This window comes from Sphingobium limneticum, from assembly GCF_008710165.1.
Lineage (GTDB): Bacteria > Pseudomonadota > Alphaproteobacteria > Sphingomonadales > Sphingomonadaceae > Sphingobium > Sphingobium limneticum.
The window spans coordinates 105900-127354 of record NZ_VYQA01000016.1; the positions used below are offsets into that span (position 1 = coordinate 105900).

The 21455-nt window shown below is 63.8% G+C and carries 17 protein-coding genes; 7 read left to right on the top strand and 10 right to left on the bottom strand.

Features of this window, described 5'->3' with window-relative positions; translation table 11 throughout:
- Nucleotides 1-2: 2 nt before the first annotated feature.
- Both F4U95_RS18705 and F4U95_RS18710 read right to left on the bottom strand, forming a co-directional pair.
- On the bottom strand, nucleotides 3-761 hold the full coding sequence (locus tag F4U95_RS18705; protein WP_120252666.1) for a nuclear transport factor 2 family protein: 759 nt from the start codon (nucleotides 759-761) through the stop codon (nucleotides 3-5).
- A gap of 30 nt (nucleotides 762-791) precedes the next feature.
- Nucleotides 792-2222 carry an MFS transporter gene (locus F4U95_RS18710; protein WP_120252667.1) on the bottom strand — a complete coding sequence of 477 codons (1431 nt, stop codon included), beginning with the start codon at nucleotides 2220-2222 and terminating at the stop codon, nucleotides 792-794.
- A 148-nt stretch (nucleotides 2223-2370) separates the two neighbouring features.
- Here F4U95_RS18710 and F4U95_RS18715 point away from each other — a divergent pair, with 148 nt between their 5' ends.
- Nucleotides 2371-3273: an SDR family NAD(P)-dependent oxidoreductase gene (locus F4U95_RS18715; RefSeq protein WP_120252668.1), complete on the top strand. Its 903-nt coding sequence runs from the start codon at nucleotides 2371-2373 to the stop codon at nucleotides 3271-3273.
- A 3-nt stretch (nucleotides 3274-3276) separates the two neighbouring features.
- Here F4U95_RS18715 and F4U95_RS18720 read toward each other — a convergent pair whose 3' ends face one another.
- The 7 genes from F4U95_RS18720 to F4U95_RS18750 form a co-directional block, all read right to left on the bottom strand.
- A complete protein-coding gene (locus tag F4U95_RS18720; RefSeq protein WP_120252669.1) occupies nucleotides 3277-3852 on the bottom strand; it encodes a hypothetical protein in 576 nt (191 codons plus the stop codon).
- A 134-nt stretch (nucleotides 3853-3986) separates the two neighbouring features.
- On the bottom strand, nucleotides 3987-5372 hold the full coding sequence (locus F4U95_RS18725) for a sensor histidine kinase (protein WP_120252670.1): 1386 nt from the start codon (nucleotides 5370-5372) through the stop codon (nucleotides 3987-3989).
- A gap of 2 nt (nucleotides 5373-5374) precedes the next feature.
- Nucleotides 5375-6058: a winged helix-turn-helix domain-containing protein gene (locus F4U95_RS18730; protein WP_120253487.1), complete on the bottom strand. Its 684-nt coding sequence runs from the start codon at nucleotides 6056-6058 to the stop codon at nucleotides 5375-5377.
- An 8-nt stretch (nucleotides 6059-6066) separates the two neighbouring features.
- Nucleotides 6067-8658 carry a bifunctional lysylphosphatidylglycerol flippase/synthetase MprF gene (gene mprF / locus F4U95_RS18735; RefSeq protein WP_120252671.1) on the bottom strand — a complete coding sequence of 864 codons (2592 nt, stop codon included), beginning with the start codon at nucleotides 8656-8658 and terminating at the stop codon, nucleotides 6067-6069.
- Nucleotides 8655-9386 (bottom strand): AcvB/VirJ family lysyl-phosphatidylglycerol hydrolase, encoded by a 732-nt coding sequence (locus tag F4U95_RS18740; protein WP_120252672.1) that lies wholly within the window; start codon nucleotides 9384-9386, stop codon nucleotides 8655-8657. The genes mprF and F4U95_RS18740 overlap by 4 nt, the downstream gene beginning before the upstream one ends.
- Nucleotides 9383-12760: a trifunctional glycoside hydrolase family 18/polysaccharide deacetylase/glycosyltransferase family 2 protein gene (locus F4U95_RS18745; RefSeq protein ID WP_120252673.1), complete on the bottom strand. Its 3378-nt coding sequence runs from the start codon at nucleotides 12758-12760 to the stop codon at nucleotides 9383-9385. The genes F4U95_RS18740 and F4U95_RS18745 overlap by 4 nt, the downstream gene beginning before the upstream one ends.
- Before the next feature lie 177 nt (nucleotides 12761-12937).
- On the bottom strand, nucleotides 12938-13363 hold the full coding sequence (locus F4U95_RS18750; RefSeq protein WP_120253488.1) for an organic hydroperoxide resistance protein: 426 nt from the start codon (nucleotides 13361-13363) through the stop codon (nucleotides 12938-12940).
- Nucleotides 13364-13492: 129 nt separating this feature from the next.
- On the opposite strand from F4U95_RS18750, the gene F4U95_RS18755 reads away from it, so the two are divergent.
- The 3 genes from F4U95_RS18755 (at nucleotide 13493) to F4U95_RS18765 (ending at nucleotide 15277) form a co-directional block, all read left to right on the top strand.
- Nucleotides 13493-13924 carry a MarR family winged helix-turn-helix transcriptional regulator gene (locus tag F4U95_RS18755; RefSeq protein ID WP_120252674.1) on the top strand — a complete coding sequence of 144 codons (432 nt, stop codon included), beginning with the start codon at nucleotides 13493-13495 and terminating at the stop codon, nucleotides 13922-13924.
- A 107-nt stretch (nucleotides 13925-14031) separates the two neighbouring features.
- Nucleotides 14032-14352, top strand: coding sequence for a hypothetical protein (locus F4U95_RS18760; protein ID WP_120252675.1), 321 nt, complete (start codon nucleotides 14032-14034; stop codon nucleotides 14350-14352).
- Nucleotides 14353-14380: 28 nt separating this feature from the next.
- Nucleotides 14381-15277 carry a pirin family protein gene (locus F4U95_RS18765; RefSeq protein WP_120252676.1) on the top strand — a complete coding sequence of 299 codons (897 nt, stop codon included), beginning with the start codon at nucleotides 14381-14383 and terminating at the stop codon, nucleotides 15275-15277.
- 19 nt (nucleotides 15278-15296) lie between these two features.
- Here F4U95_RS18765 and F4U95_RS18770 read toward each other — a convergent pair whose 3' ends face one another.
- Entirely contained in the window at nucleotides 15297-16838 is a 1542-nt protein-coding gene (locus F4U95_RS18770) for a vWA domain-containing protein (protein WP_232016526.1), read from the bottom strand.
- A 253-nt stretch (nucleotides 16839-17091) separates the two neighbouring features.
- On the opposite strand from F4U95_RS18770, the gene F4U95_RS18775 reads away from it, so the two are divergent.
- From F4U95_RS18775 to F4U95_RS18785, 3 genes are read left to right on the top strand one after another with little or no spacing between them, the layout of a single operon-like run.
- A complete protein-coding gene (locus F4U95_RS18775) occupies nucleotides 17092-18693 on the top strand; it encodes a DUF4153 domain-containing protein (protein ID WP_120252678.1) in 1602 nt (533 codons plus the stop codon).
- 11 nt (nucleotides 18694-18704) lie between these two features.
- A complete protein-coding gene (locus F4U95_RS18780) occupies nucleotides 18705-19415 on the top strand; it encodes a response regulator transcription factor (RefSeq protein WP_120253489.1) in 711 nt (236 codons plus the stop codon).
- The gene (locus F4U95_RS18785; RefSeq protein ID WP_246171641.1) at nucleotides 19412-20989 is read left to right on the top strand and encodes a sensor histidine kinase; all 1578 of its coding nucleotides are present in this window, start codon (nucleotides 19412-19414) and stop codon (nucleotides 20987-20989) included. Before F4U95_RS18780 ends, F4U95_RS18785 begins: the two co-directional genes overlap by 4 nt.
- The last annotated feature ends 466 nt before the right edge of the window (nucleotides 20990-21455 follow it).

The following is a 21455-nucleotide window of genomic DNA, read 5'->3' on the forward strand; positions in this document are numbered from 1 at the left end:
GCTCAGGCGCTCACCGCTTCGCGCGCCGCCGTCTCGCGGTCGATATCGCCCTGCCAGCGTTCGGCGACGATTTCCCTGCCCGTCACCGGATGTGGCATGTGGAACGGCACGAGCTTATGGGTCGGCCACAGCCAGTGATCCTCGATCAGCGCGTCGGGGCCGGTCGGGTCTTCGGGATAGGTGATCTTGGGGAAGGGCACATATTCGGCCGGCGTGTTGGCCCAGCCCTTGTCGAAATCGGCATGCCATTGCGGCATGTAGTTCAGGATCTGGATGCGCCAGATGCCGTCGACCTTCTTATAGGTATTTTCGTAGATGCCGCCTTCCCACCATTGGCGCGCCCCCAGCATGGGGTTGGACGGGTCGGTATAATCCTTGTGCCGGCCGGCCTGCATCATGGATCGGGCGCGGGCATGGGCGGTGACGCCGTCGGGGGCGACGTCGACGATATCCTGCAATTGCGGATGATCCAGCAGGAAGCCGTCGATCGGTCCGTTGGTGCCATGGGTGAAGCGCGCCTGGAACCGCTCGACATAGAGGCGGCGGACGCCCGCCTGACCGCGCCACACGCCGCCGAAGAAACGCACTTCGCCATCGTCGGTGAACAGGTCCGCCGTTTCGTTATAGAGACATTTGTCGATCAGATAGCCGTAAAGATGCTGGAGCTTGCGGACGTCCAGTTCATCCTCCCGCCGTTGCAACCGGGTCGAAAGGTCGGTGACGGTCTTTTCCAGATGCGCGATGCGATCGGTGTCGGACATGAATCTCTCTCCTATCATTGTATGTAATACTTACGAATTTGCCGCTTCGGCAGCCAGTCGTTCCACTTCCTCCCGATAGGGACGGATTGCGCGGATCATGCAGAGCGTCGCTATCGGCAACAGCACGCCGGCGGTCATCACCAGCGACTTCCACAATTGGCTGGGGTCGCCGACGATATAGTCCTGCACCAGCCCGACCAGGAAACTGCCCATCGCCCCGAAGAAGGTGAACATGAACAGATAGATGGCCGTCACCTGCCCCCGCATGGCATTGGGCGCGACGCGCTGGATCGCTGCATTTTGCGGCACGGCGCCGGCGATGCCGAACATCGCGCCGATGCTGGCGACGCCCAGCGACGCATAGCCATTGGGCATCAGCGGGGCGAGGATGGCACAGATGGTGACACAGCCGAAGAAGATGGCGGCGGCGCGGACATTGGCGTCGGCATGGCGCTTGGCCAGCCATTCGACGAAGATGCCGCCCAGCAGCAGCCCGGTCAGCGACGCCGCTAACGTCATCGTGCCCATCACCGCGCCGATCTGCGCTTCGTTCCAGCCATAGGTGCGGATCATGAAAGGCACGCGCCAAAATTGCAGGCCGAACACCTCGATCGCGCTCAATGCCAGTCCCGCGAAGAGCGGATAATAGACGCGGCGCTTGGCATGAATCGCCTTGGCTGCGTCGAGGCCCGTGAAGGTGAGGATGCGGCGGCCCAGCGATGCGTTGGTGGGGGGCATGATGGTGCCGGCCGGAGGAGCCTGTCGCGGCGGTTCCTTGACGGTCAGGAACAGCAGGGCCACGAATAAGGCGGGCAGGCCCAGCCAGATCATCAACCATTGCCAGCCCAATATGGTCAGGCCCCCATGCTGCGTCGGCGCCCATCCGGCCGCCATGGCGATCAGCATCCCGCCGACGGCCGGGCCGAGCGTCGTGCCGCCGATGAAGCCGAATTGCAGCAGCGCGAAGGCACGGGTCAGGATGCGCGGCGGAAAGGCGTCGGCCAGCAGCGAATAGGAGGATGGCGCATGGGCCGATCCACCTGCCGCGAGGAAAACGCGGGTGCCGACGAACTGGCCGAAATTCTGGGCGAGGCCGCCCATCGACGTGATGATACCCAGCGCTGCGGAGCCGCCCGCCAGCACATATTTGCGGGGAAATATGTCGGCCAATCGCGCCAGCGGGATGCCGACGAACAGATAGCATATGATGCTCGCCGGCCCGGCCAGGAAACCGAGCTGCGAATCGGACAGACCGAAATCGGCCTTGATCCGCTCTGCCAGCATCGCGAACACCACCTGTTCGAAAAAGGTGACGAAGGTCGCCAGGATGATGACGAACAGCGCCCAATAGGCCGCCATGGTGGAATAAGGCGGGCGGGCGGACGCGGCAGCATCGGGTGACGCTGCGTCATCTCCATCCCATATCGTGTCGGTCGCAATCGGCGCGGGCGCTAAAGCCATTGACCTTCTCCTCTCCATCTCTCCCTTTGTTCACAGGGATGAAATTTCGGCTTGGCGAATTTGTAAGTGAACTATACGATTATGGCGAGCGAAAAATGCACGCCTGTTATAAAGATTGGCGTTGCAAAGATAATCGTAGGAGAATGGGATGCTCGACTTTGCGGGACGCACCGCCTTTGTGACCGGCGGCGCTAACGGGATCGGCTTGGGGCTGGTACGCGCGCTTCTGGCGCAGGGGTGCAAGGTGGCGATCGCCGACATTCGCGAGGATGCGCTGGCCGCCGCGCTCAAGACGCTCGATAATCAGAGCGTTTTACCTGTCCAACTCGATGTCGCATCGCGCGCCGGCTTTGCCGATGCGGCCGACCGAGCGGAGGCGGCGTTGGGGCCAGTCAGCCTGCTTTTCAACAATGCGGGCATCAACCTGTTCCAGACCATCGACGAGTCCAGCTATGATGATTGGGACTGGGTGATGGGGGTCAATCTGAACGGCGTCATCAATGGTGTGATGACCTTCGCTCCGCGCATGAAGGCGCTGGGGCAGGGCGGGCATATCGTCAACACAGCATCCATGGCGAGCTTCCTGTGCGGCGGCGCGCCCGGCATCTACAACACCACCAAATTTGCGGTGCGTGGCATGAGTGAATCCCTGCGCTACAGCCTGGCGCCGCACGGTATCGGCGTGTCGGTTCTTTGCCCCGGTCTGGTGAAGAGCCATATCTATGCCAGCGATGAGGTCCGCCCGGCGGCGCTCAGCGGTGGGGCGAAGCCGGTGGACAGTGCGGCAGTCGACCGGCTGGAGCAATTGCACCAGTTCGGCATGGAGCCGGACGTCATTGCCGCCCGCACATTGGAGGCGGTTCAGGAGAACCGTTTCCACATATTCCCCCATCCCGAATTTCGTGACGAGCTGGCGACGGTGTTTGGTGAGATATTGGCGGACTTCCGCGATTATCCGCAGGATGCCGGGTTCGACCAGCGTGTAGGGTTTGAGGCCATGCGCCGGGACAATTATGCCAAGGCCCGGCGATCGGCGCGCGAACGCGCCTGACCCTTAATGCGCGAACAGGTCGCCCTGCCGTGGCGGGGCGACCGTGCGGCGTGGCGTCGCTGGCGCACCGATCAGCACCCGCGCGCGGCCGATCAGCGTATAGACCGCCTGACGTTGGGCACCGCGATTGAGATGATCGACGCGATAGCCCTGATAATGGCGCTTAAGCAGCCCTGCCTTCACCAATTCGGTGACGGCGCGGCTCAGATTGGTCTTGCCCGACGCGCGGACGCGGCCCCGGACTTCCTCCTGCACCAGCGCTTCGTCCGCAGCGCTTTCGCCGGACAGCCGCTCCTCCTTGCGCAATTCCTCGCGCACCCGCTCGACCAGTGCCATGCGGCGCGGATCGCGATGCCCCATCGGCGTCAACGCATCGCAAAGCCAGTCACGCAGGGGGATAAGGCCTTTGCCCACGCGGACCTCCGGCCCGGCGCTGCCATCCGCCTTGGTTACATCGGCGATCAGCGTCAGCAGCATGAAGGCGTAACGCGGCCGCGAGCAGCAATGCGACAGCTGATCCAGCAGCAGCGACAAATCGCTGCCACCGGGTATGCGGGACGAGACGGGCGCATGAAACATATCGTGAATCAAGCATAGTCTGACCCGCTTGTGAATCCCGTTTTTCTGCCGAGTCGCATTTTGTCGCTCGTGACACTTTGCCCATCGGTAAAGTGTCACGGTCGGCACTTTACCGATGGGCGGCACATGCCTTGTCAGGCCAAGGAAGAGTCCGCTTGCGCCGTATCAATGGCCGGCAGGGTCAGCATGACCCGCAAGCCCGGTTCCGCGTCACCCAGCGTCAGCGTACCGCTATGCATATGGGCCACGGCCGATGCCAGCGATAGGCCCAGCCCGGCGCCGCTGATATGGCGGGAGGCATCCAGCCGGGCGAACCTGCGTAGCGCTTCGATCCGCCGCTCTTCGGCAATGCCGGGGCCATTGTCGGCCACGGCAATCTCGATCCTGTCGCCCGATCGCCGTGCCGACAGCAGGATTTGGTCGCCTCCATATTTCAGCGCATTGTCGATCAGGTTGGACAATACTTGGCCGAATATCTCCCGGTGCGATCGGATATGCAGGTCCGGCGGCGTATCGACGCTGATCGTCACGCCCTTATCCTCGGCCAAGGCATCATACATGTCCTGAAAATCCAGCAGCAGCGCGGCGACGTCGACCGCCACAAAACTGTCGCGGCCGATGCCTGCCTCTGCCCGGCTGATCAGCAGCGCAGCGTCCAGCATGCGCAGCAGCGTGTCGCCTTCCTCCAGCGCCTTTTCCAGCGCCGCAATAGATTCCTCGTCCCGGCTCTGGCGCAGCGCATTGTCCAGTACGGCGCGCATTCTTGTCAGCGGGGAGCGCAGGTCATGCGCCAATCCGTCCGTCACCAAACGCATCTCGTCCACCAGGCCGGTGATCCGCTCCAGCATGGCGTTGATTTCCTCACCCAGCGCGTCGAACATGTCGCCGCTGCCGGACAGGATGATGCGACGCTTCATGTCGCCGGTGCCGACCGCCGCCGCCGTGTCGATGACCGACCGCAACCGCCCCCGGATGATCGCAGCGGAAAAGAAGGCCGCGCCTGCCGCCAGCGGGATCGCAAGTATTACCGCGCCCAGCAGCGCGGCCTCCAGATAGCCGCCGAAACGCAAGTCATTTTCCACGACATGGCCGGTCAGCAGTCGCGTGCCATCCGGAAACTGCGTGCTGACGATCCCGATGCTCTGGGGCTCGCGCTCCTTCTGGCCGATGCGCAGCAGGTCGAGTTGCCGCCAGCTTTCCGCCGGGCCGATCGCTGATGGCCAATTGGGAATATTGCCCGCTACCCGCTGACCATTGGGTGCGATCAGCAGCATGACCGAACTGCCGTCCGGATCGGCGGTCATGCGGCTGCGGACCGTGGCGCCGGCCGCCTGCAATCCGGCCGCCGCATAAGTGGCGGCTATGTCGTCGCGCAGATTGACCGCGACGGCGCGGCTCGCTTCATCCACCGAATTGTTGGTGAATTGATGCACAGCCCATAAGGCAAGCAGTACGCAGGCGATCTGCATCAGGAAGACGAGCGCAGCGAACCGCCAGATGACGCTTTGGCGCCAACGCATCGTCAACCCTGTTCGCTCAGCCGATAGCCGGCGCCGCGAATCGTGTGGATCAGCGGGCTTTCGCCCTCTTCATCTACCTTGCGGCGCAGGCGGCTGATATGCACGTCGATGACATTCGTGCCGGGATCGAAATGATAATCCCATACGCCCTCCAGCAACATGGTGCGGGTGACGACCTCGCCCTGATGGCGCAGCAGATAATCGAGCAAGCGAAACTCGCGTGGTTGCAGGTCGATGGTGCGGCTACCGCGCTTGACCTTGCGCGAGAGAAGGTCGACCTCCAGACCGCCGCAGGACAAACGCGTCTCGGCCGCTTGTCCGCCGCCACGCCGCAGGATGATGCGCAGTCTGGCGAGCAATTCGGCAAAGGCGAAGGGCTTGGCCAGATAGTCGTCCGATCCGCCGGTCAGGCCCTTGACCCGTTCGTCGGCGGTGGCCAGCGCGGATAGGATGATGACCGGGGTTTCAATACCGGCGGCGCGCAGCGCGGCGAGCACGGCCATGCCGTCCATTCCCGGCAGCATTCGGTCGAGAATGATTGCGTCATGCGCGGCCTCGGTCGCCAGGAACAGCCCGTCGCGGCCGTTATCGGCCCGGTCGACGGTGAAGCCTTCTTCCACTAGCCCCTTGGTGATATAGTCTGCGGTGGTGGCATCATCCTCGACCAACAGCACCTTGTAGCTCATGACCGTCCTCATTTCCCGGCCTCCCGCATCCGGGCGGCCATGCTGCCTTTCCCGCCGCCGATCAGCCGCTGGAGGTCCACCATCGCCCGTGCCAGCGAAAGCCCCTGCGGCCCCGCGATGAAACGCGGTTCCCAGATCGGCACGAACTTCGCCTTATAGGCACGCAATCCGCCAAAGCCATAGAAGGCATCGCCATGGCGGTAGAGGAAGGCCGCCGCCTTGACCCAAAGCGGGGACAGGCGCCGCGCCTCCAGCCCCGACAAGGGCGCAATGCCGAGCGTGAACCAGCGATAGCCATGGGATTGGCCCCAAAGCAGCAGGCTAGTGAAGATGAAGTCCATGACACCGGGTGGCGCATCGCCGCTGTGACGCATCAGATCGACGGACAATTCCTGACCGTCCGCCGTCGACCAGATATTGGCGAAGGCCACGATCCGCCCGTGGCAGCGCACGACCGCGCAGTCGAACCTTGCCATATAGATATCTCCAAAACGACCGACGCTGAAGCTTTTCTCGGTGGCGCCCTTGGCGGCCAGCCAGTCGTCGGACACGGCGCGTAATTCGGGCAGCAGGGCCGGCAGGTCGACCGCCGCCACGATTTCGAAGCCGGCGCCATCGCGGGCGGTGCGGCGGACGGCGTGGCGCAGGGGGCGGGCCTGCGATCCTTCCAGCGTGAAGGTGCTCAGGTCGATCCGTGCCTCCTCCCCATATTTGACGATGGACAGGCCAAGGTCGATGGCCAGCGGCAGGGATTCCAGGCTTAGTTGATAGAGCAATAGTCGCCCCTGCGCGGCGTCGGCCCGCTCACGCATGCGCCATAGCAGGTCGCCCCATTCAGCCGGATCGCCGACCGGATCGCCCATGACGATCCAGCTATGCCCTTGTACCTGATACATGAGAAAGGCGCGACCGGACGGGGATGTCAGGAAACGCTTGTCGCCCGTAAGCGCGAGGCAGGCGTCCGTCCGACGGGCGAGGGCGAGTGCGGTTTCGCTGGGCGGGCCGCATGGCTCATCGTCGCCACGGTCGGTAGCCGGGCGCAGCAGTCCCATCATTGCGGCGCCGACCATCACCACGCCGGTGGCCAGCGCAGCGCGCAGGAAGCGCGAGGCGTCCTGATGCCGCCCGAACTGCCACCACAGATCGCTTTGATAATCGACATGGCGATAGGCGATGAAACCGATCCAGATGGACAGGCCGACCGCGACGCCCAGCGTAGCGATCCATCCTGGCGTCAATATGGCCGATGTCAGGCTGGTGCGGCGATAGAAGGCCGCATGGCTCCATTGCAGCAACGCGGCGATGGACAGGAGGATGATCGCCTCCTCATAATCCAGGCCCTTGCTGAGCGAGAAGAGCGCGCCGGCGACCAGCAGCAACCGCGTCAACAAGAAGGCGCCATCAAGCCGTCGATAGAGTCCCGATGCCAGCAGGATCAGCATCGCGCCGGTCATGCTGGCGGCCAGATGGGACGCCTCGACAAAGGGCATGGGTATGATGCCCGCCACGATGCGGAACCGCCCCGGAACGGCAGGGAGCGATCCGGAAATAAGCAGGATGGTGCCGCCCACCGCCACCAGCGCGGCGAACATGGTGGGGGCGATCGCGCGGGCCAGCGTCTGCGCGCCACCCATCACCTGGCGTACTGGCCGTCGCCATGCATGGCTTTCATGCGCGGTGATGAGGATGACGGCCACGAACAGGGGGACCAGATAATAGAGGATGCGATAGGCGATCAGCGCCGCGATCAACACCGGCTGGTCGACATTGGGCAGGGTGGCGACGATCACGCCTTCGAATATGCCGATGCCGCCCGGCACATGGCTGATCAGCGCTACGATGATGGCGAGCGCATAACCCAGGAAGAAAGTGGGATAGAGGGCAGGGGAGAGATGGGGGACGAGGACGAACAGCGCGGCGCTGGCAAAGGCCAGGTCGATGCAGGCGATGCCGATCTGCGCCAGTCCCTGTGTTCTGCTGGGCAGCGTCAGGGTCCAGCCGAAGAGGTTGATCGAACGGGCGGCTGGGCCGAGCGCGGCGAGGAGCAGCATCGCACCGATTAGCAGGGCAATGCCGATGGCGCGCTGCACGACCGGATCGAGCGCGAACCCACCCAGCGCGATGGCGGCGGGATGCAGGGTCATCGCCAGTGCGGCAAGGGTGAAGACGCCGCCCCAAAATGCGAAGCTGGCCGACGCGATGATGCGTGCGACATCCCCCGGCCCCAGACCCGCCGCGCCATAGATGCGCAGCCGTGCCGACCCGCCGGTAACGATCGCCAGGCCCAGATTATGGCTGAGCGTATAGCTGCAGAATGACGCCAGCGCCGCCGTGCGCCAGCCGATCCCGCTGCCGATGATGCGGAGCGCCAGATGATCGTAAAGGGTAAGGGCAAGATAGCTGAGGACGGTCAGCAGCACGCAGGCGGCGATCGCGAGCGGTGGGATGGCGTGGAAGGCCGCCCGGACATCATGCCATTCTATTTCGGTGAAGAGATGGTCGAGCGCGGCGAAGGCGAGAGTAGCCACCAGCAGGAGCAGGCCGACGCCCAGCAGTTGCCGACGCGGGCCGATGGAGCGGGGAAGCGTGAGGCTGGTCATCGGGCAGCGTCGCGCGCGCCGACCGCGCGCCCGATCCCCTGCAACAGGGCGGCGCTCACGGCGTCTGCGTCATGGTGCAGTGGATGGCCGCCGGGCAGTTCCAGCCGGGTGACGTTGGACTGACGCAGCGCCGGGCACAGGCTGCTGTCCTCGTCCGCGCCATGGATGCAGAGCAGGGGCGTCCAGCTGAGCTTCTGGGCGGCGATGACGGCATCCTCTTCGGGTTCGTTGAAGGAGAAGATTTCGGACGGAGACGCGCGCCACTGGCGCGTCGCGCCGGGCACGATCAAGCCGATAAAGGCGATCCGGCGGCGTAATTCCGTCGGTACATAAGGCAGCGAGGGTGCGATCACGTCCGCCCCGAAGGACTGGCCGAGCAGCAGCAGCCGGGCATCTGGATCGAGCGCGATGGCGCGGCGCAGGCCATCGGCGATCATCGCGCCGGCTTCTTCGGGCGTGCGACGGGTGCGGAAGAAGTGCAGGCTGTTTTCGGCCACGACCGGGATGCCCTGCCGGGTCAGCCGTTCGGCGACGTCCGGCCCCAGTCCGGCATGGAAGCCCATATCGCCGGACAAATAGAGCGCGACCGCGCGCGGTTGATGCTGGCGTAGGGGCGCCTGTGCGGGGAGCGTGTCGAACAGCGCGCCATTGCCGATATAGCCGATATAGCAAAGCGCCAGGAGCAGTGCGCCGGTGAAGCCCGCCAGGCCGATCGTCGTCCGGCTCATGACGGGTTGCTCCAAGCCGGGCCTGTACCCCGCAGCGCGTCTGTCGATTGTACCCGACCGCTGCGCTCCAGCTTGCCCCAGCCGACCCAGGGGCCAAGGATGGCGGTTCCCACGGCGCGGATGACGACGCTGTACATGATCTGCCGGTAGATGAAGCGCTGCGCCACCAGCAGGAGGGCAGGATAGCGTTTCTCGCGCGGTTCCAGACGATAGGCGACCGCGCCGCAGGCGATGTCTATGGCGGTAAAGGCGATCCAGTAAAGTGCCATGCGCAGCACGTCGCTTTCCGTCTGCGCCCAACCATGCTGATGAACGCGCAGGGCGGTGTCGAGCGCGCTGACAACCAGCGCCAGGTCGATGATCGGCGACACCATCGCAAAGCCGATCTGGAACAGCCAGGCCTGAGGCAGCCCGACCCAGGCGAGGCCCGCCGGCTTGCCTTCCCGCCAGATGCCGCGATGCTTCCACAGACATTGCAGCGTGCCATAGGCCCAGCGGAAACGCTGTTTGGACAAGGCACGGAAGCTTTCGGGTGCTTCGGTCCAGGCGACTGCGTCGGTATCATAGGCGATGCGCCAGCCGGCGCGCTGCACGGCGATGGTCAGATCCTGATCCTCGGCCAGCGTATCGACCGGATAGCCGCCCACAGCATCCAGCGCCGATCGCCGCCACGCACCGACCGCGCCCGGCACCACGGTGATCGCACCGAAACGGGCCAAGGCGCGCCGTTCCAGATTTTGCGCCGTCACATATTCCACCGCCTGCCAGCGGGTGACGAGATTGATGCGGTTGCCGACCATCGCATTGCCGGCGACCGCCCCGACCTGCTGATCGGTAAACCAGCGGGCCAGGCGAGCGATCGTCAGCGGCTCGAACTGGGTATCGGCATCGAGAGCGACGATGATCGGTGCCCGCGCCAGTTCCAGCGCGCGATTGAGCGCCACCGCCTTGCCGCCATTGGCCAAGGTCAACAATTGTACGCGGCTGTCGCCGGCGAAGGCGTCGGTGACGATCCGGCTGGTGCCGTCAGTCGATCCGTCATCCACCACGATGACCTCCAGCCCGACTTGCTGGCTGGACAGGACGCGGCGCACGGATGTTTCGATGACCTTGGCTTCGTTGAAGGCAGGGATGATGACGGACACGAACAGGTCGGGCTGAGTCGTGGGTGGGGCGATGCGGTTGCGCGGCAGGCGGCTGCCGAGCGCCAGCCCGGCCAGCATCACCGCGCGGCCGATGCCGAACAGGATGACGGCGAAGAAAAGCCATTTGAGCGTCATGGCGATACCAGCGAGAACCAGGAAGATGGCGACGTCGACCCGCACGGCGACGAGGTCCGCGCCGCGCACCTGCGGCATCACCTGCGCCGGCGTCAGGCCGGCCAGCGTCGATACCGGCACGAAACGATAGCCGCGCGCCTTGAGTGCCTGAATGATGCGGGGCAATGCCGCCACGGTCTGAGCCCGGTCGCCGCCGCTGTCATGCAGCAGGATGATCTGCGCCGAACGATCCGCGCTGCCCGCCTCTACCTGCGCGATGGTCCGCGCGACGATGGCGTCGGCGCCCGGCCGGGTCCAGTCGCCCGGATCGACATGCAGGCCGACGTTGAGATAGCCCGCCCGTTGCGCTTGCAGCGCTGGCCCGATCTCGTCTGCCGTGGTCGGTTCCGCATCGCCAAAATAGGGCGCGCGGAACAGGCGCATGGCGTGGCCGGTATAGGCCTCCACCAGTCGCTGCGTGCTGTTGAGCTCCAGCGACACGCCCCGGTCCCAGACCTGCGCCAGATTGGGGTGGGTATAGCTGTGATTGCCGATCTCGCTGCCCTGCGCGATGATTTGCCGCAACAGGCCAGGGTGCATCATCGCATTTTCGCCGATGACGAAGAAGGTCGCCGGGACATGCGCCTTGCGAAGGATGTTCAGAACCGGCGGGGTCCAGACCGGATCGGGACCATCGTCGAATGTCAGCGCCACCTCATGCGGGCGATAGCCGGTGCGGCGGATGACATAAGGGGTCGGCAAGCTGGCGAAATGCTCGTCGGTGATGAGGCCGGCGGTGCGGCCCGAACCCATGGCGATCGTGCGGTGGCCGATCGTGGGCACGTCGTCGATCCGCAATATTTCGCCGTTGCCCTCCACATCGACCGAGTTGAAACTGGTCAGCCGCTCCATGGCTGCGGACGGTGCGGTGTCGCGCTGCTTGAGCGCGGACCAGAAGCCGGGATCTTCCGACCCCAACCGCCACAGCGCGACGCCACCGGTGCCGGCCAGTCGCGCGGCGCGAATCTGGTTCCAGGCGCTGGCCGCGTCCAGCATCCAGACATGATGGACCCGCCCGTCCTGTTGATAGTCGAAGCTGGCATTGCCCGATGCCGGATCGAAGCGGATCGGGGCGCCGCTGTCGTGCGCGGACAGCCATGCATCCTCGATCGACAGCGTTTCGGCGCTGGCCGCGCCATCGGTCCAGTCATAGGCATAATTGCCGATGGCGACGATCGTCTTGGCGGCCGGCACGACCTTGAGCGCGGCGCGCAGCCGCTGCACGAACCAGGGCTGGGCGGCGATAGGGCCGGCCTTGTCGCCGATATAATGCTGGTCATAGTCCATCAGGAACAGGCGGTCGGCCAGTTGACCGTACCGTGCGAGATCCCAGCTGGCGTCATCCACCGGCACGGTCAGCGTCAGCAGCAGATGCCGATCGCGCAGCGTCGGCGCAGCCTGATGCAGGAAGGCAAGATAGTCGCGCTGCGATCCGGGCGGCAGTGCTTCGAAATCGAAGACGACGCCGGTGGCGTGCAGTGTTTTCAGGGTAGGGATGAGCTGGTTCAGGAAGGTGGTGCGCGCGTGGCGATCATGCAGCAAGGCGGCGGTGCCTTTCCCATCCCATGCCCCATCGCCGACATTCTGCACGACCGGCAATATCTTGGGGCGGCGGTGGGCCGCGTGGATGATCGCTGTGAAATTGCTGTCGTTCGTCAACTGCAACCGGTGAGCGGACCCCGTGACGGACAGGAGGGCCGGGGCAACCCAGTCGATATGATCGACATGTTCGCGCAGGGCCGCGCGGCTGGCGTCATCCCACGGGACATAGAAGGCGGCCGTTACCGGATGTGCGGAAATGGCGGAGCCGCCATGAGGGAGCCATTGCGCAAAGTCGGCGCGCAGTTTGGCGCCGATATGGCCGAGCTTCTGGCCGATGCCTTCGGCGCGCGGACGCTCCATGCGCAACGGCACAGCCGGAGGGGTCGGGACATCCACGATGGTCACGGCAAAGGCGACCGCAGCGACCATGATCGCGAGCAAGGTCACGAACAAAGCGGGCAAGGTAAAGCGGCGGCGACGCCCGCTGGCATCGTAGAAGATCGGCCTGTGCATCGTCCATCCGTGCGGTTGGAGAGGCGGCGTAACAGGGGGAACGCCGCCTCTCACTTCACGGTCGAGGAAAATGACCGCGACCTTGGATAGGATAGTCCACGCGTCGGCAGGATGAGCGCATCATTACAGTTTGGTCATGAGGTGCCCTGTGTCGATCCTGGGCCGGTCCATTCTCGATCAGGCGATGGTCAATCCGACCTCGATATTGTTGCGGGTGGCGTTGGAATAGGGGCAAATCTGATGGGCCGCCTCGACCAGCCGTTCCGCATCGGCCCGGTCCAGACCCGGCAGATTGATTTCCAGATCAGCGGTGATGCCGAAACCGCCCGCTGCGCGCGGTCCGATACCCACGGTCGCCGTCACGCTGGTGTCGGAAGGCACCTTGAGCTTCAGCTGTTGGCCCGCAACCTTCAACGCACCGATGAAGCAAGCCGAATAGCCGGCTGCGAACAATTGTTCGGGGTTGGTGCCGTCCCCGCCGACACCGCCCAACTCCTTGGGCGTCGACAGCGCGGCGACGAAGCGGCCATCTTCCGATCGTGCTTCGCCGTCGCGACCGCCGGTCGAAGTGGCGCGGGTGCGATATTTGACATCAACGGACATAGTATTCTCCTTTAATATGACGATAATATATATCGCGATATATATTAAATAGGAGTCGAAGGAGGGCTTGTCCAGCGAATTGTTTATCGCGATATGGATTCTGTAGAACGCCCCGGATGGAGTGAAGACATGCCTGCCGCCGCCCCGCTCGATCATCAGCTCTGCTTTTCGCTCTATGCGACCAGCATGGCGATCAATCGTGCCTACAAACCCATGCTGGACCAACTGGGGATCACCTATCCCCAATATCTGGTTCTACATGCCCTGTGGGAAGAGGACGGTCGGCCCGTCGGCATCATCGCGGAACGGCTGGCGCTCGAATCGAGCACGGTCACGCCATTGGTGAAGCGGCTGGAAGCGGCCGGCTTCGTCATGCGCGCACGCAATCCGGCAGACGAGCGGCAGGTGCAGGTGCGGCTGACGACCAAAGGTCAGGATATGCGCGAGCAATGCGGCTGCCTGGCCGAAGCGCTGCTGACCCGATCGGGCATGTCGATCGAGCAGCTGGCAGCGCTCAACCGCGACGTGACGACGTTGTGGACGGCGCTCCAGTCTAGCTGAGCGTGACACTTTTCAACTTTATTGAATGGAAGGCATGAATTTATCGGTCTGATCGCAAAAGCCTCGCCTCGCTATGAAGGCTGCATAGCCGCAACGGAGTTTTTGCCATGCTCACCATCGCCACACCGCGCCTCAGCCCTGCAGAATGGCAGGATGTCCGATCGACGCTGACCGCCGTGGCCGATTGCGGCTGTGGCGAACCTGAAGCCGCCGGATCGCTGCGGTCGCGGATCAGCCATGCGGTCGACGCCCTTATCGGCGCGAAGAGGGCAGCGCCCGCGCCGCTCCTCGCGCATCTCCATCCGGTGCGTGACTTTCTCTGCGAAACCGGCCGCACCCGCCAATTGGCCGAACGCCATGTGCCGTCTCTTGCCGCGCAAGGCTTTTCCCGCGCCCAGATCGAAGCGCTGGCGCTGCTCGGCGCCTGACCTCCATTCCGCCGAAAGGAACCATTTCATGTCCATCCGCTCTTCCGAGATCGACGCTGTCGACACGATCATCCTGCCACCGGTGCGCGACCTGGGAGACGGCTTTTCCGTCCGCCGGGCGCTGCCTTCGGCGCATCGTCGCATGGTCGGCCCCTTCATCTTCTTCGATCAGATGGGGGAGGCGGTGTTCAACAGCGGCGAAGGGCTGGACGTGCGTCCGCACCCGCATATCGGCCTCGCCACCGTCACCTATTTGCTGGAGGGCGAGATATTGCATCGCGACTCCGTGGGTTCGGTCCAGTCGATCCGGCCGGGCGAAGTCAACTGGATGACGGCAGGCAGCGGCATCGTCCATAGCGAGCGCACGTCCGAGGAGAATCGCGCCAGCGGCGGCCAGCTGTTTGGCCTCCAGACCTGGGTGGCGCTGCCGACCCAATATGAAGAGGTCGATCCGGGCTTTTCCCACCATAAGGCGGACGCGATTCCGACGATCGAGGATGCGGGCACGCGCCTGACCCTGATCGCGGGCAGTTCCGATGGGCTGGTTTCGCCGGTCAGGACCTTCTCTGACATGGTCTATGCCGATATCGTCCTGCAAGATGGCGCGCGCTATCAGTTGAAGGCCGAGCACGTCGAACGTGCCATCTATGTCGTGGCGGGCGAGGTCGAGGTGCTCGGCCAGACCGGCGGTTTCGCAACCGGCGAACTGGTGGTGTTCAAGCCCGGTGCGGAGATTGTGCTGCGGGCGAAAGGTGGCGCGCGGCTGATGTTGCTGGGTGGTGAGCCGCTGCCGGAAAAGCGTAACATCTACTGGAATTTCGTCTCCTCTTCCGCCGATCGGATCGAGCAAGCCAAGGCAGACTGGCAGGCCCAACGCTTCGCCAAGGTGCCGGACGAGAGCGAGTTCATCCCGCTCCCGGCCTGACCTGTTCAGGGGCGCGGGTTCAGTCTCCCTCGTCCCCGATCCGTTCGGCGCGGCGCCCGGATGCCGCAAGCCTGGCCAGTTGCATGAATTCCTGCCGCCAATAGTTAGACTGCGGGCCGGCCAGACGGGCGATGTCGGGATAGTCGAACGTGCCTAGCCGCGTATCGCCCCGCAGTTTCTGACCGAAGGCGGCGACCGCGACGGCAAAGGCCATATCACCCTGCGGCCGGCTGGCCGTGGCGATCAGGGCGGCGGGGACGGGGTGTTCGATCAGGCGGCTCGTCTCGTTTTCGGGTAATTTGTAGCGCAGGCGGACCGTGGCCAACTCGCGGGCGTCGCCCGTTCCGGTCGGTGCTCGGTTGGCCGCATATTTGCGCAGCCCGCTCCAGCCCGCTTCCCCCACCGGCACGATCTCATAGAGCGCCGTCACCTGATGGCCGGCGCCGATCTCTCCGGCGTCCACGCGATCGTCGGCGAAATCCTCCTCCGCCAGCGCACGATTTTCATAGCCGATCAGCCGATACTGGCTGACCGCTGCCGGATTGAACTCCACTTGTATCTTTACATCCCTGGCGATGGTGAAGAGCGTGGAGGACAGCTCTTCACCAAGCACTTTGCGCGCTTCCATGGCGCTGTCGATATAGGCATGGTTGCCATTGCCAAGATCCGCCACAGCCTCCATCATCGCGTCATTATAATTGCCCTGGCCAAAGCCCAGCGTGGTCAGGGTAATGCCATCTTCCCGGTTCCGCTTCACCATATCCTCCAGCCCCTGCTGGTCGGACAGGCCGACATTGAAGTCGCCGTCCGTCGCCATGATGATACGGTTGATGCCGCCCGCTATGCGGTGCGCGCGCGCCAGATCATAGGCCATGGCCAGCGCAGGACCGCCTGCCGTTGCCCCCTGCGCATCCAGCCCATCCAGCGCCGCCTTGATCTCGGCCGGATCATGACTGCCCTCCACCAACGTCTCGACCCACCCGGCATAGGTGATGATCGACACGCTATCGTCGGGTCGCAGCCCATCGGCCAGGGTGGAGAGCGCCTGCTTCACCAGCGGCAGCTTGTCGGCATCCTGCATCGATCCCGACACATCGACCATGAAGACCAGATTGGCCGACGGCCGCTCGGATCGGGTGACATCATAGCCGCGCAGGCCGATGCGCAGCAGCCGCGTGCCCGGATTCCAGGGCGTGGTCGCCATGTCGGTCGTCACACTGAACGGCGCGTCGCGATCGGCGGGCAGGGGATAGTCGTAGCGAAAATAATTGACCATTTCCTCGGTCCGCACCGCATCGGCCGGGACGGCCTGGCCGCCCAGCAGCATGCGGCGGACATTGGCATAGGCGCCGGTGTCGACATCCACCGCGAAAGTCGAAACGGGGGCGTTGGCGACCTGAAGGACCGGGCTGACCGAATGGCCGTCATAGCGTTCTGCGCTGACGGCGCTGGCAGGACCATTATTGGCTTCTTCATAGACGTAGCCGCTGGGCGGCTGGCTGCATCCGGCAAGGATCAGGCCGGGAAGAAGGGTGAGAGCGATGACCGAGCGTCTGTGCATGCTGGTTTCTCCACTATTGCAGTAGAGAGAGAATAAGATCGACAAAGCGGCGCTAGCAAGCGACGAGTAGAGTGCCTGAATGCCCCTGTTGCTCACCATCAGCCGCGCCCGATCGGCTTTTTCGCAGAATTGCGTGGTTTGCGATTCTCCCTGCACATCGCCTGCATCACGGCTGCGCCAACTATTCATCAACTGCCCCGATGATCTGCTTGAGAGCGGCCCATCTTGCCCCGACATTCAGGGAGACAAGATCATGCCTGCTTCAGCCCTGCGCTTCACCGCGCGCTTTCGCTGGAAATTGTTGCCGGCTTTGCTGGTCGTCGGACTGGGCGACTGGCTTTTCTATCAGCGTCAATTTTATGGGGGCTATGTCGGCCTGTTCACGCTGGCGGTGTTGGGCGCGTTGCTGATCGGTCGGCCCATGATCGGCCGCGATCGGCGCGCTTGGGTCGCGCTGGCGGCTGCCGGCCTGTTCAGCGGCGCGCTGCTTTACGATGCGAGCTTGCTGGCGTGGATGCTGTTCTGGATTGCGGCGGCCATGGCCGCATTGTTGCCGGCGACGGCGCGGTTCGACGATGGCTGGCGTTGGTTCCAACGCCTGCTGCTGCACGGGCTGCGCGCGCCGTTCGTGCCGCTGATCGATGTACGCCGCCTGCTCAAGGTTCGCGCGGCGGGACGATCGGGGCGCTGGAGCATGCAGGCAGCCATGGCCACATTAGCCCTGCCGCTGATCGGCAGTGCCATAATCCTCAGCCTGTTCGCAGCGGCCAATCCCCTGATCGAGCGTTTCCTGTCGTCTTTACTGCTGCTAGATCTGTCCATCTCGCTGTTCGCGCGGGTGGCTTTCTGGACCTTGATCTTCATCGCCATCTGGAGCCTGCTGCGGCCCAGAGCGGCCCGCCGCCTTTTGCCGATCTTTGGCGGGCGAGCCGATGCGAGCCTGCCCGGCGTGTCGGTCGCCTCGGTTACTCTGTCCCTCATCGTCTTCAACCTGATCTTTGCGGCACAGAATCTGATGGACGCCGCCTGGCTTTGGGGGTGGGCACCGATGCCTGCCGACATGTCCATGGCCGATTATGCCCATCGCGGTGCCTATCCGTTGATCGCGACCGCGATGCTGGCGGCGCTGTTCGTTCTGGTAACGCTGCGGCCCGGTGCGGATACCGCACGTATCCCTGCAATCCGCAAGCTGGTGTCGCTGTGGATTGGGCAGAATATCATCCTCGTCGCTTCCTCCATGTTGCGCGTGGCCGACTATATCGACGCCTATTCGCTGACCCGGTTGCGTATCGCGGCGCTGATCTGGATGGCGCTGGTCGGCTTCGGCATGGCTACCATCTGCTGGCGGCTGCTGCGCGATCACAGCGCGTCCTGGCTCGTCAATGTCAATCTGGCTGCGGTGGCGCTGGTCCTTACCGTGGTTAGCTTCGTGGATCTGGGTGCGATCGCCGCGCAATGGAATGTGCGTCACGCCCGGGAGGTCGGTGGACGGGGTGTCACGCTCGATCTTTGTTATCTCGATCATCTGGGCGATTCGGCGCTCCTTGCTTTGTTGCAACTGGAGCAGCAATCGACCATCGCCCCGGCTTTTCGTGAACGGGTGGAGGCTGTTCGGGCACGTCGCGCCTATGAGCTGGCGGCGGATCAGCGGCGGGGCTGGTCGCTGCTCGGGCAAAAGCGACTGACACAAGCTCGCCTGATCGCGGCGCAAACTGGGCCGCTGCGCCTGATGCTGAGGCCGCGTGCGTGCGACGGAGCGCTGATCCCGCCTCCGCCCGTCGCGGCATCGCCTGTTCAATCCGAACATGTCGATCCCAAGACGGTTCGTGCGTTGACAGGGGAGACCGTGAAATGATCATGTACCCCATGCCCAGCACCATCCTGATCGTGGACGACGATCCCCATATCCGCCAGTTGCTCGTCTTCGCCTTCGGCAAGGCGGGATTGGAAACGATCGAAGCCGCCGATGGCGAGGAAGCCCTGACGCAGGTAGAGAGGCAGCGCCCCGATCTCGTCATCCTCGACATCAATATGCCGCGCATGGACGGGCTTGAGGTCTGCCGTCGGCTGCGGGCGCAGGACGATGTCCCGATCTTCTTCCTTTCCTCGCGCGACGATGAAATCGACCGGGTGCTGGGCATAGAACTTGGCGGCGACGATTATGTGGTGAAACCCTTTTCGCCCCGGGAAGTGGTGGCCCGATCCATGGCCATCCTGCGCCGCACCGCTGCCAAGCCTCCGGCGGTCGAGAATGTCGGCATCATGCGCCACGGGTTGCTCAGCCTCGATACGGAGAGCTGGTCGGCGCATTGGCAGCGTGTGGAGGTCAGCCTGACGGTGACGGAATTCACCATATTGCGCACCCTGTTGGCGATGCCCGCGCGCATATTCTCCCGCGACCAGATCATCGACCGGTTTCGGGGGCCGGGCTTTGCGCTGACCGACCGAACCGTCGACAGTCATGTTCGCAACCTGCGGCGCAAATTTGCCGATGTGGGCGGCGTCGACCTGATCGAGACGCGGGCCGGGATCGGTTATCGGCTTGGCGGATGCTGCGGGACGGCGTCGCCCGCATGACATCGGCGATCAAGGCATGGATTGCCCGCTACTGGCCGGTGCTCCGGCTGCGTACGATCCTGCTCGGCACATTGTTGTTCGTGGCGGCTTTGCCGGGATTTGGGGCGATTTTTTTGCGGGTGTATGAAAATGCACTTGTCCGTCGGACCGAAGCTGAACTCGTGGCGCAAGGCGCGGCGCTGGCAGCCAGTGCGGCCGTGGTGGCGAGCGACCCGGTCGCGCCGGAACCCGGACCGAGCGAGGCCGTCCGCTATCATGATCGGATGACGGAGGTGGACTTGCGGGCTTCGCCGGTCCTGCCAGCGCGTCCGCCAGCGTCGCAGACGCGTGATCGGCCGGACGGACTGGCGGTCGGAATCGCGCGCCGGATGATGCCCGCATTTCAGGAAACGAAACTCACGACCCTGTCCTCCATCCTGATACTCGATCGGCAGGGGCTTGTGCTGAACGGCAGGGAAGGGGGACGAAGCCTGGCGGATCTGCCGGAGATCAAGGCGGCACTGGCCGGCAAGGCGGTGACGGTGTTGCGGCGGAATGAAGGCTATATTGCCCCTTATCCGCTGACATGGCTGAGCCGCGCCGGCAACATCAGGCTGCATCATGCGCGGCCGATCCGCGTCGATGGCAAGGTCGTGGCGGCGCTGCTGCTGTCCCGCTCGCCGCGCGCCTTGTTCCTGGGCCTCTACGAAGACAGGGGTAAGATCATGCTGGGGGTGGTGTCGATCTTCCTGCTGCTGCTGGTCCTTTCAGCCATATTGTCGCGCGCGATCGTGCGGCCGATCGAGGGGTTGAGTCGCGCCACGCGCAGCCTTGCCTCCGGGCGCCGGATCGCACCGCGCCATCCTTCGCTGCAAGTGGTGGAAATCCGGACCCTGTTCGAGGATTTCGAGCAGATGGCCGACAGCATCGAAAAGCGCTCGCGCTATTTGCGGGACTTCGCCTCGTCGGTCAGCCACGAGTTCAAGACGCCGCTCGCCGCGATCTCCGGGGCGATCGAGTTGCTGCAGGACCATGGCATGGACATGACCTCTGCCGACCGGACACGCTTTCTCGCCAATATGGCGGCGGATGCGGAACGGCTGTCCCGGCTTGTGCGACGCCTCATGGAGTTGGCGCGCGCCGATGTCTTGATGGGGGAGCAGGATGCAAGCGTGGAGGCCGGCCCACTTCTGGCGGCCGTCGCGGACGCGCTTGGCGGGCGTGAATTCACCATTGCCCTGGCTTTGCCAGAACAGGCGCCAATATTGGCCATCGATCCAGACGCGCTGGAGGCCGTGCTGATGACCCTGGCCGATAACGCACGGCAGGCTGGTGCGACCCGGATGAGGATCGGCCTGACGATACAGGATGGCTTTGCTTGCCTCGATCTCGTCGATGACGGACCAGGTATTCCGGAAGGAGACAGGGGAAAGATCTTCGACCCCTTTTTTACCAGCAAGCGGGAACAGGGCGGAACGGGACTCGGTCTGGCGATAGCCCGCTCCTTGCTGGAAGCCTATCGCGCCGACTTGTCTCTTCTCCTTTCGTCGCAGGGCGCGCATTTTCGTCTCCTATGCCCTCTGGCGTCGAAATGATCGTTCTCATGACATTTTTTTGAAAAAAGGCGTTGACCGACTCATCGGACCCATCTAGAGGGCTTTTCACCGGACGGGACGACGCCACTGCGGCGCTGGACTGGACGGTCGCCAACATAGACGGACACTGTTCCCCCAGACGCAAGGAAGGGGTTGGATGGTTGTCCGCCAAAACTTGTCGGTGGTTCTTTGACATTGTCGGTTAGATGAAGGGACATGTGGGCGGCGGCTCCGGTCTGTGGCGGCTTTCAGGCGTCATGTGATCGGTTAAATTAGGCCGTTCCTTATAGGAACCCGTTGAGCTTTGCTTGATGGGTTGTTCATATGTCTCAGTATATTCCACTAGAATATATTGTGCAGGAATGGCTCCTGAAAATGAGCGGTATGTGTTGGCCCTATTCCGGCTGGCACGTATCGGACATCAAACTTGAGAGTTTGATCCTGGCTCAGAACGAACGCTGGCGGC

What these genes read in the sequence shown, in the direction of transcription:
- F4U95_RS18705 (WP_120252666.1), bottom strand. Translation starts at nt 761, where the DNA reads ATGTCCGACACCGATCGCATCGCGCATCTGGAAAAGACCGTCACCGAC.
- F4U95_RS18710 (WP_120252667.1), bottom strand. Translation starts at nt 2,222, where the DNA reads ATGGCTTTAGCGCCCGCGCCGATTGCGACCGACACGATATGGGATGGA.
- F4U95_RS18715 (WP_120252668.1), top strand. Translation starts at nt 2,371, where the DNA reads ATGCTCGACTTTGCGGGACGCACCGCCTTTGTGACCGGCGGCGCTAAC.
- F4U95_RS18720 (WP_120252669.1), bottom strand. Translation starts at nt 3,852, where the DNA reads ATGTTTCATGCGCCCGTCTCGTCCCGCATACCCGGTGGCAGCGATTTG.
- F4U95_RS18725 (WP_120252670.1), bottom strand. Translation starts at nt 5,372, where the DNA reads ATGCGTTGGCGCCAAAGCGTCATCTGGCGGTTCGCTGCGCTCGTCTTC.
- F4U95_RS18730 (WP_120253487.1), bottom strand. Translation starts at nt 6,058, where the DNA reads ATGAGCTACAAGGTGCTGTTGGTCGAGGATGATGCCACCACCGCAGAC.
- mprF (WP_120252671.1), bottom strand. Translation starts at nt 8,658, where the DNA reads ATGACCAGCCTCACGCTTCCCCGCTCCATCGGCCCGCGTCGGCAACTG.
- F4U95_RS18740 (WP_120252672.1), bottom strand. Translation starts at nt 9,386, where the DNA reads ATGAGCCGGACGACGATCGGCCTGGCGGGCTTCACCGGCGCACTGCTC.
- F4U95_RS18745 (WP_120252673.1), bottom strand. Translation starts at nt 12,760, where the DNA reads ATGCACAGGCCGATCTTCTACGATGCCAGCGGGCGTCGCCGCCGCTTT.
- F4U95_RS18750 (WP_120253488.1), bottom strand. Translation starts at nt 13,363, where the DNA reads ATGTCCGTTGATGTCAAATATCGCACCCGCGCCACTTCGACCGGCGGT.
- F4U95_RS18755 (WP_120252674.1), top strand. Translation starts at nt 13,493, where the DNA reads ATGCCTGCCGCCGCCCCGCTCGATCATCAGCTCTGCTTTTCGCTCTAT.
- F4U95_RS18760 (WP_120252675.1), top strand. Translation starts at nt 14,032, where the DNA reads ATGCTCACCATCGCCACACCGCGCCTCAGCCCTGCAGAATGGCAGGAT.
- F4U95_RS18765 (WP_120252676.1), top strand. Translation starts at nt 14,381, where the DNA reads ATGTCCATCCGCTCTTCCGAGATCGACGCTGTCGACACGATCATCCTG.
- F4U95_RS18770 (WP_232016526.1), bottom strand. Translation starts at nt 16,838, where the DNA reads ATGCACAGACGCTCGGTCATCGCTCTCACCCTTCTTCCCGGCCTGATC.
- F4U95_RS18775 (WP_120252678.1), top strand. Translation starts at nt 17,092, where the DNA reads ATGCCTGCTTCAGCCCTGCGCTTCACCGCGCGCTTTCGCTGGAAATTG.
- F4U95_RS18780 (WP_120253489.1), top strand. Translation starts at nt 18,705, where the DNA reads ATGCCCAGCACCATCCTGATCGTGGACGACGATCCCCATATCCGCCAG.
- F4U95_RS18785 (WP_246171641.1), top strand. Translation starts at nt 19,412, where the DNA reads ATGACATCGGCGATCAAGGCATGGATTGCCCGCTACTGGCCGGTGCTC.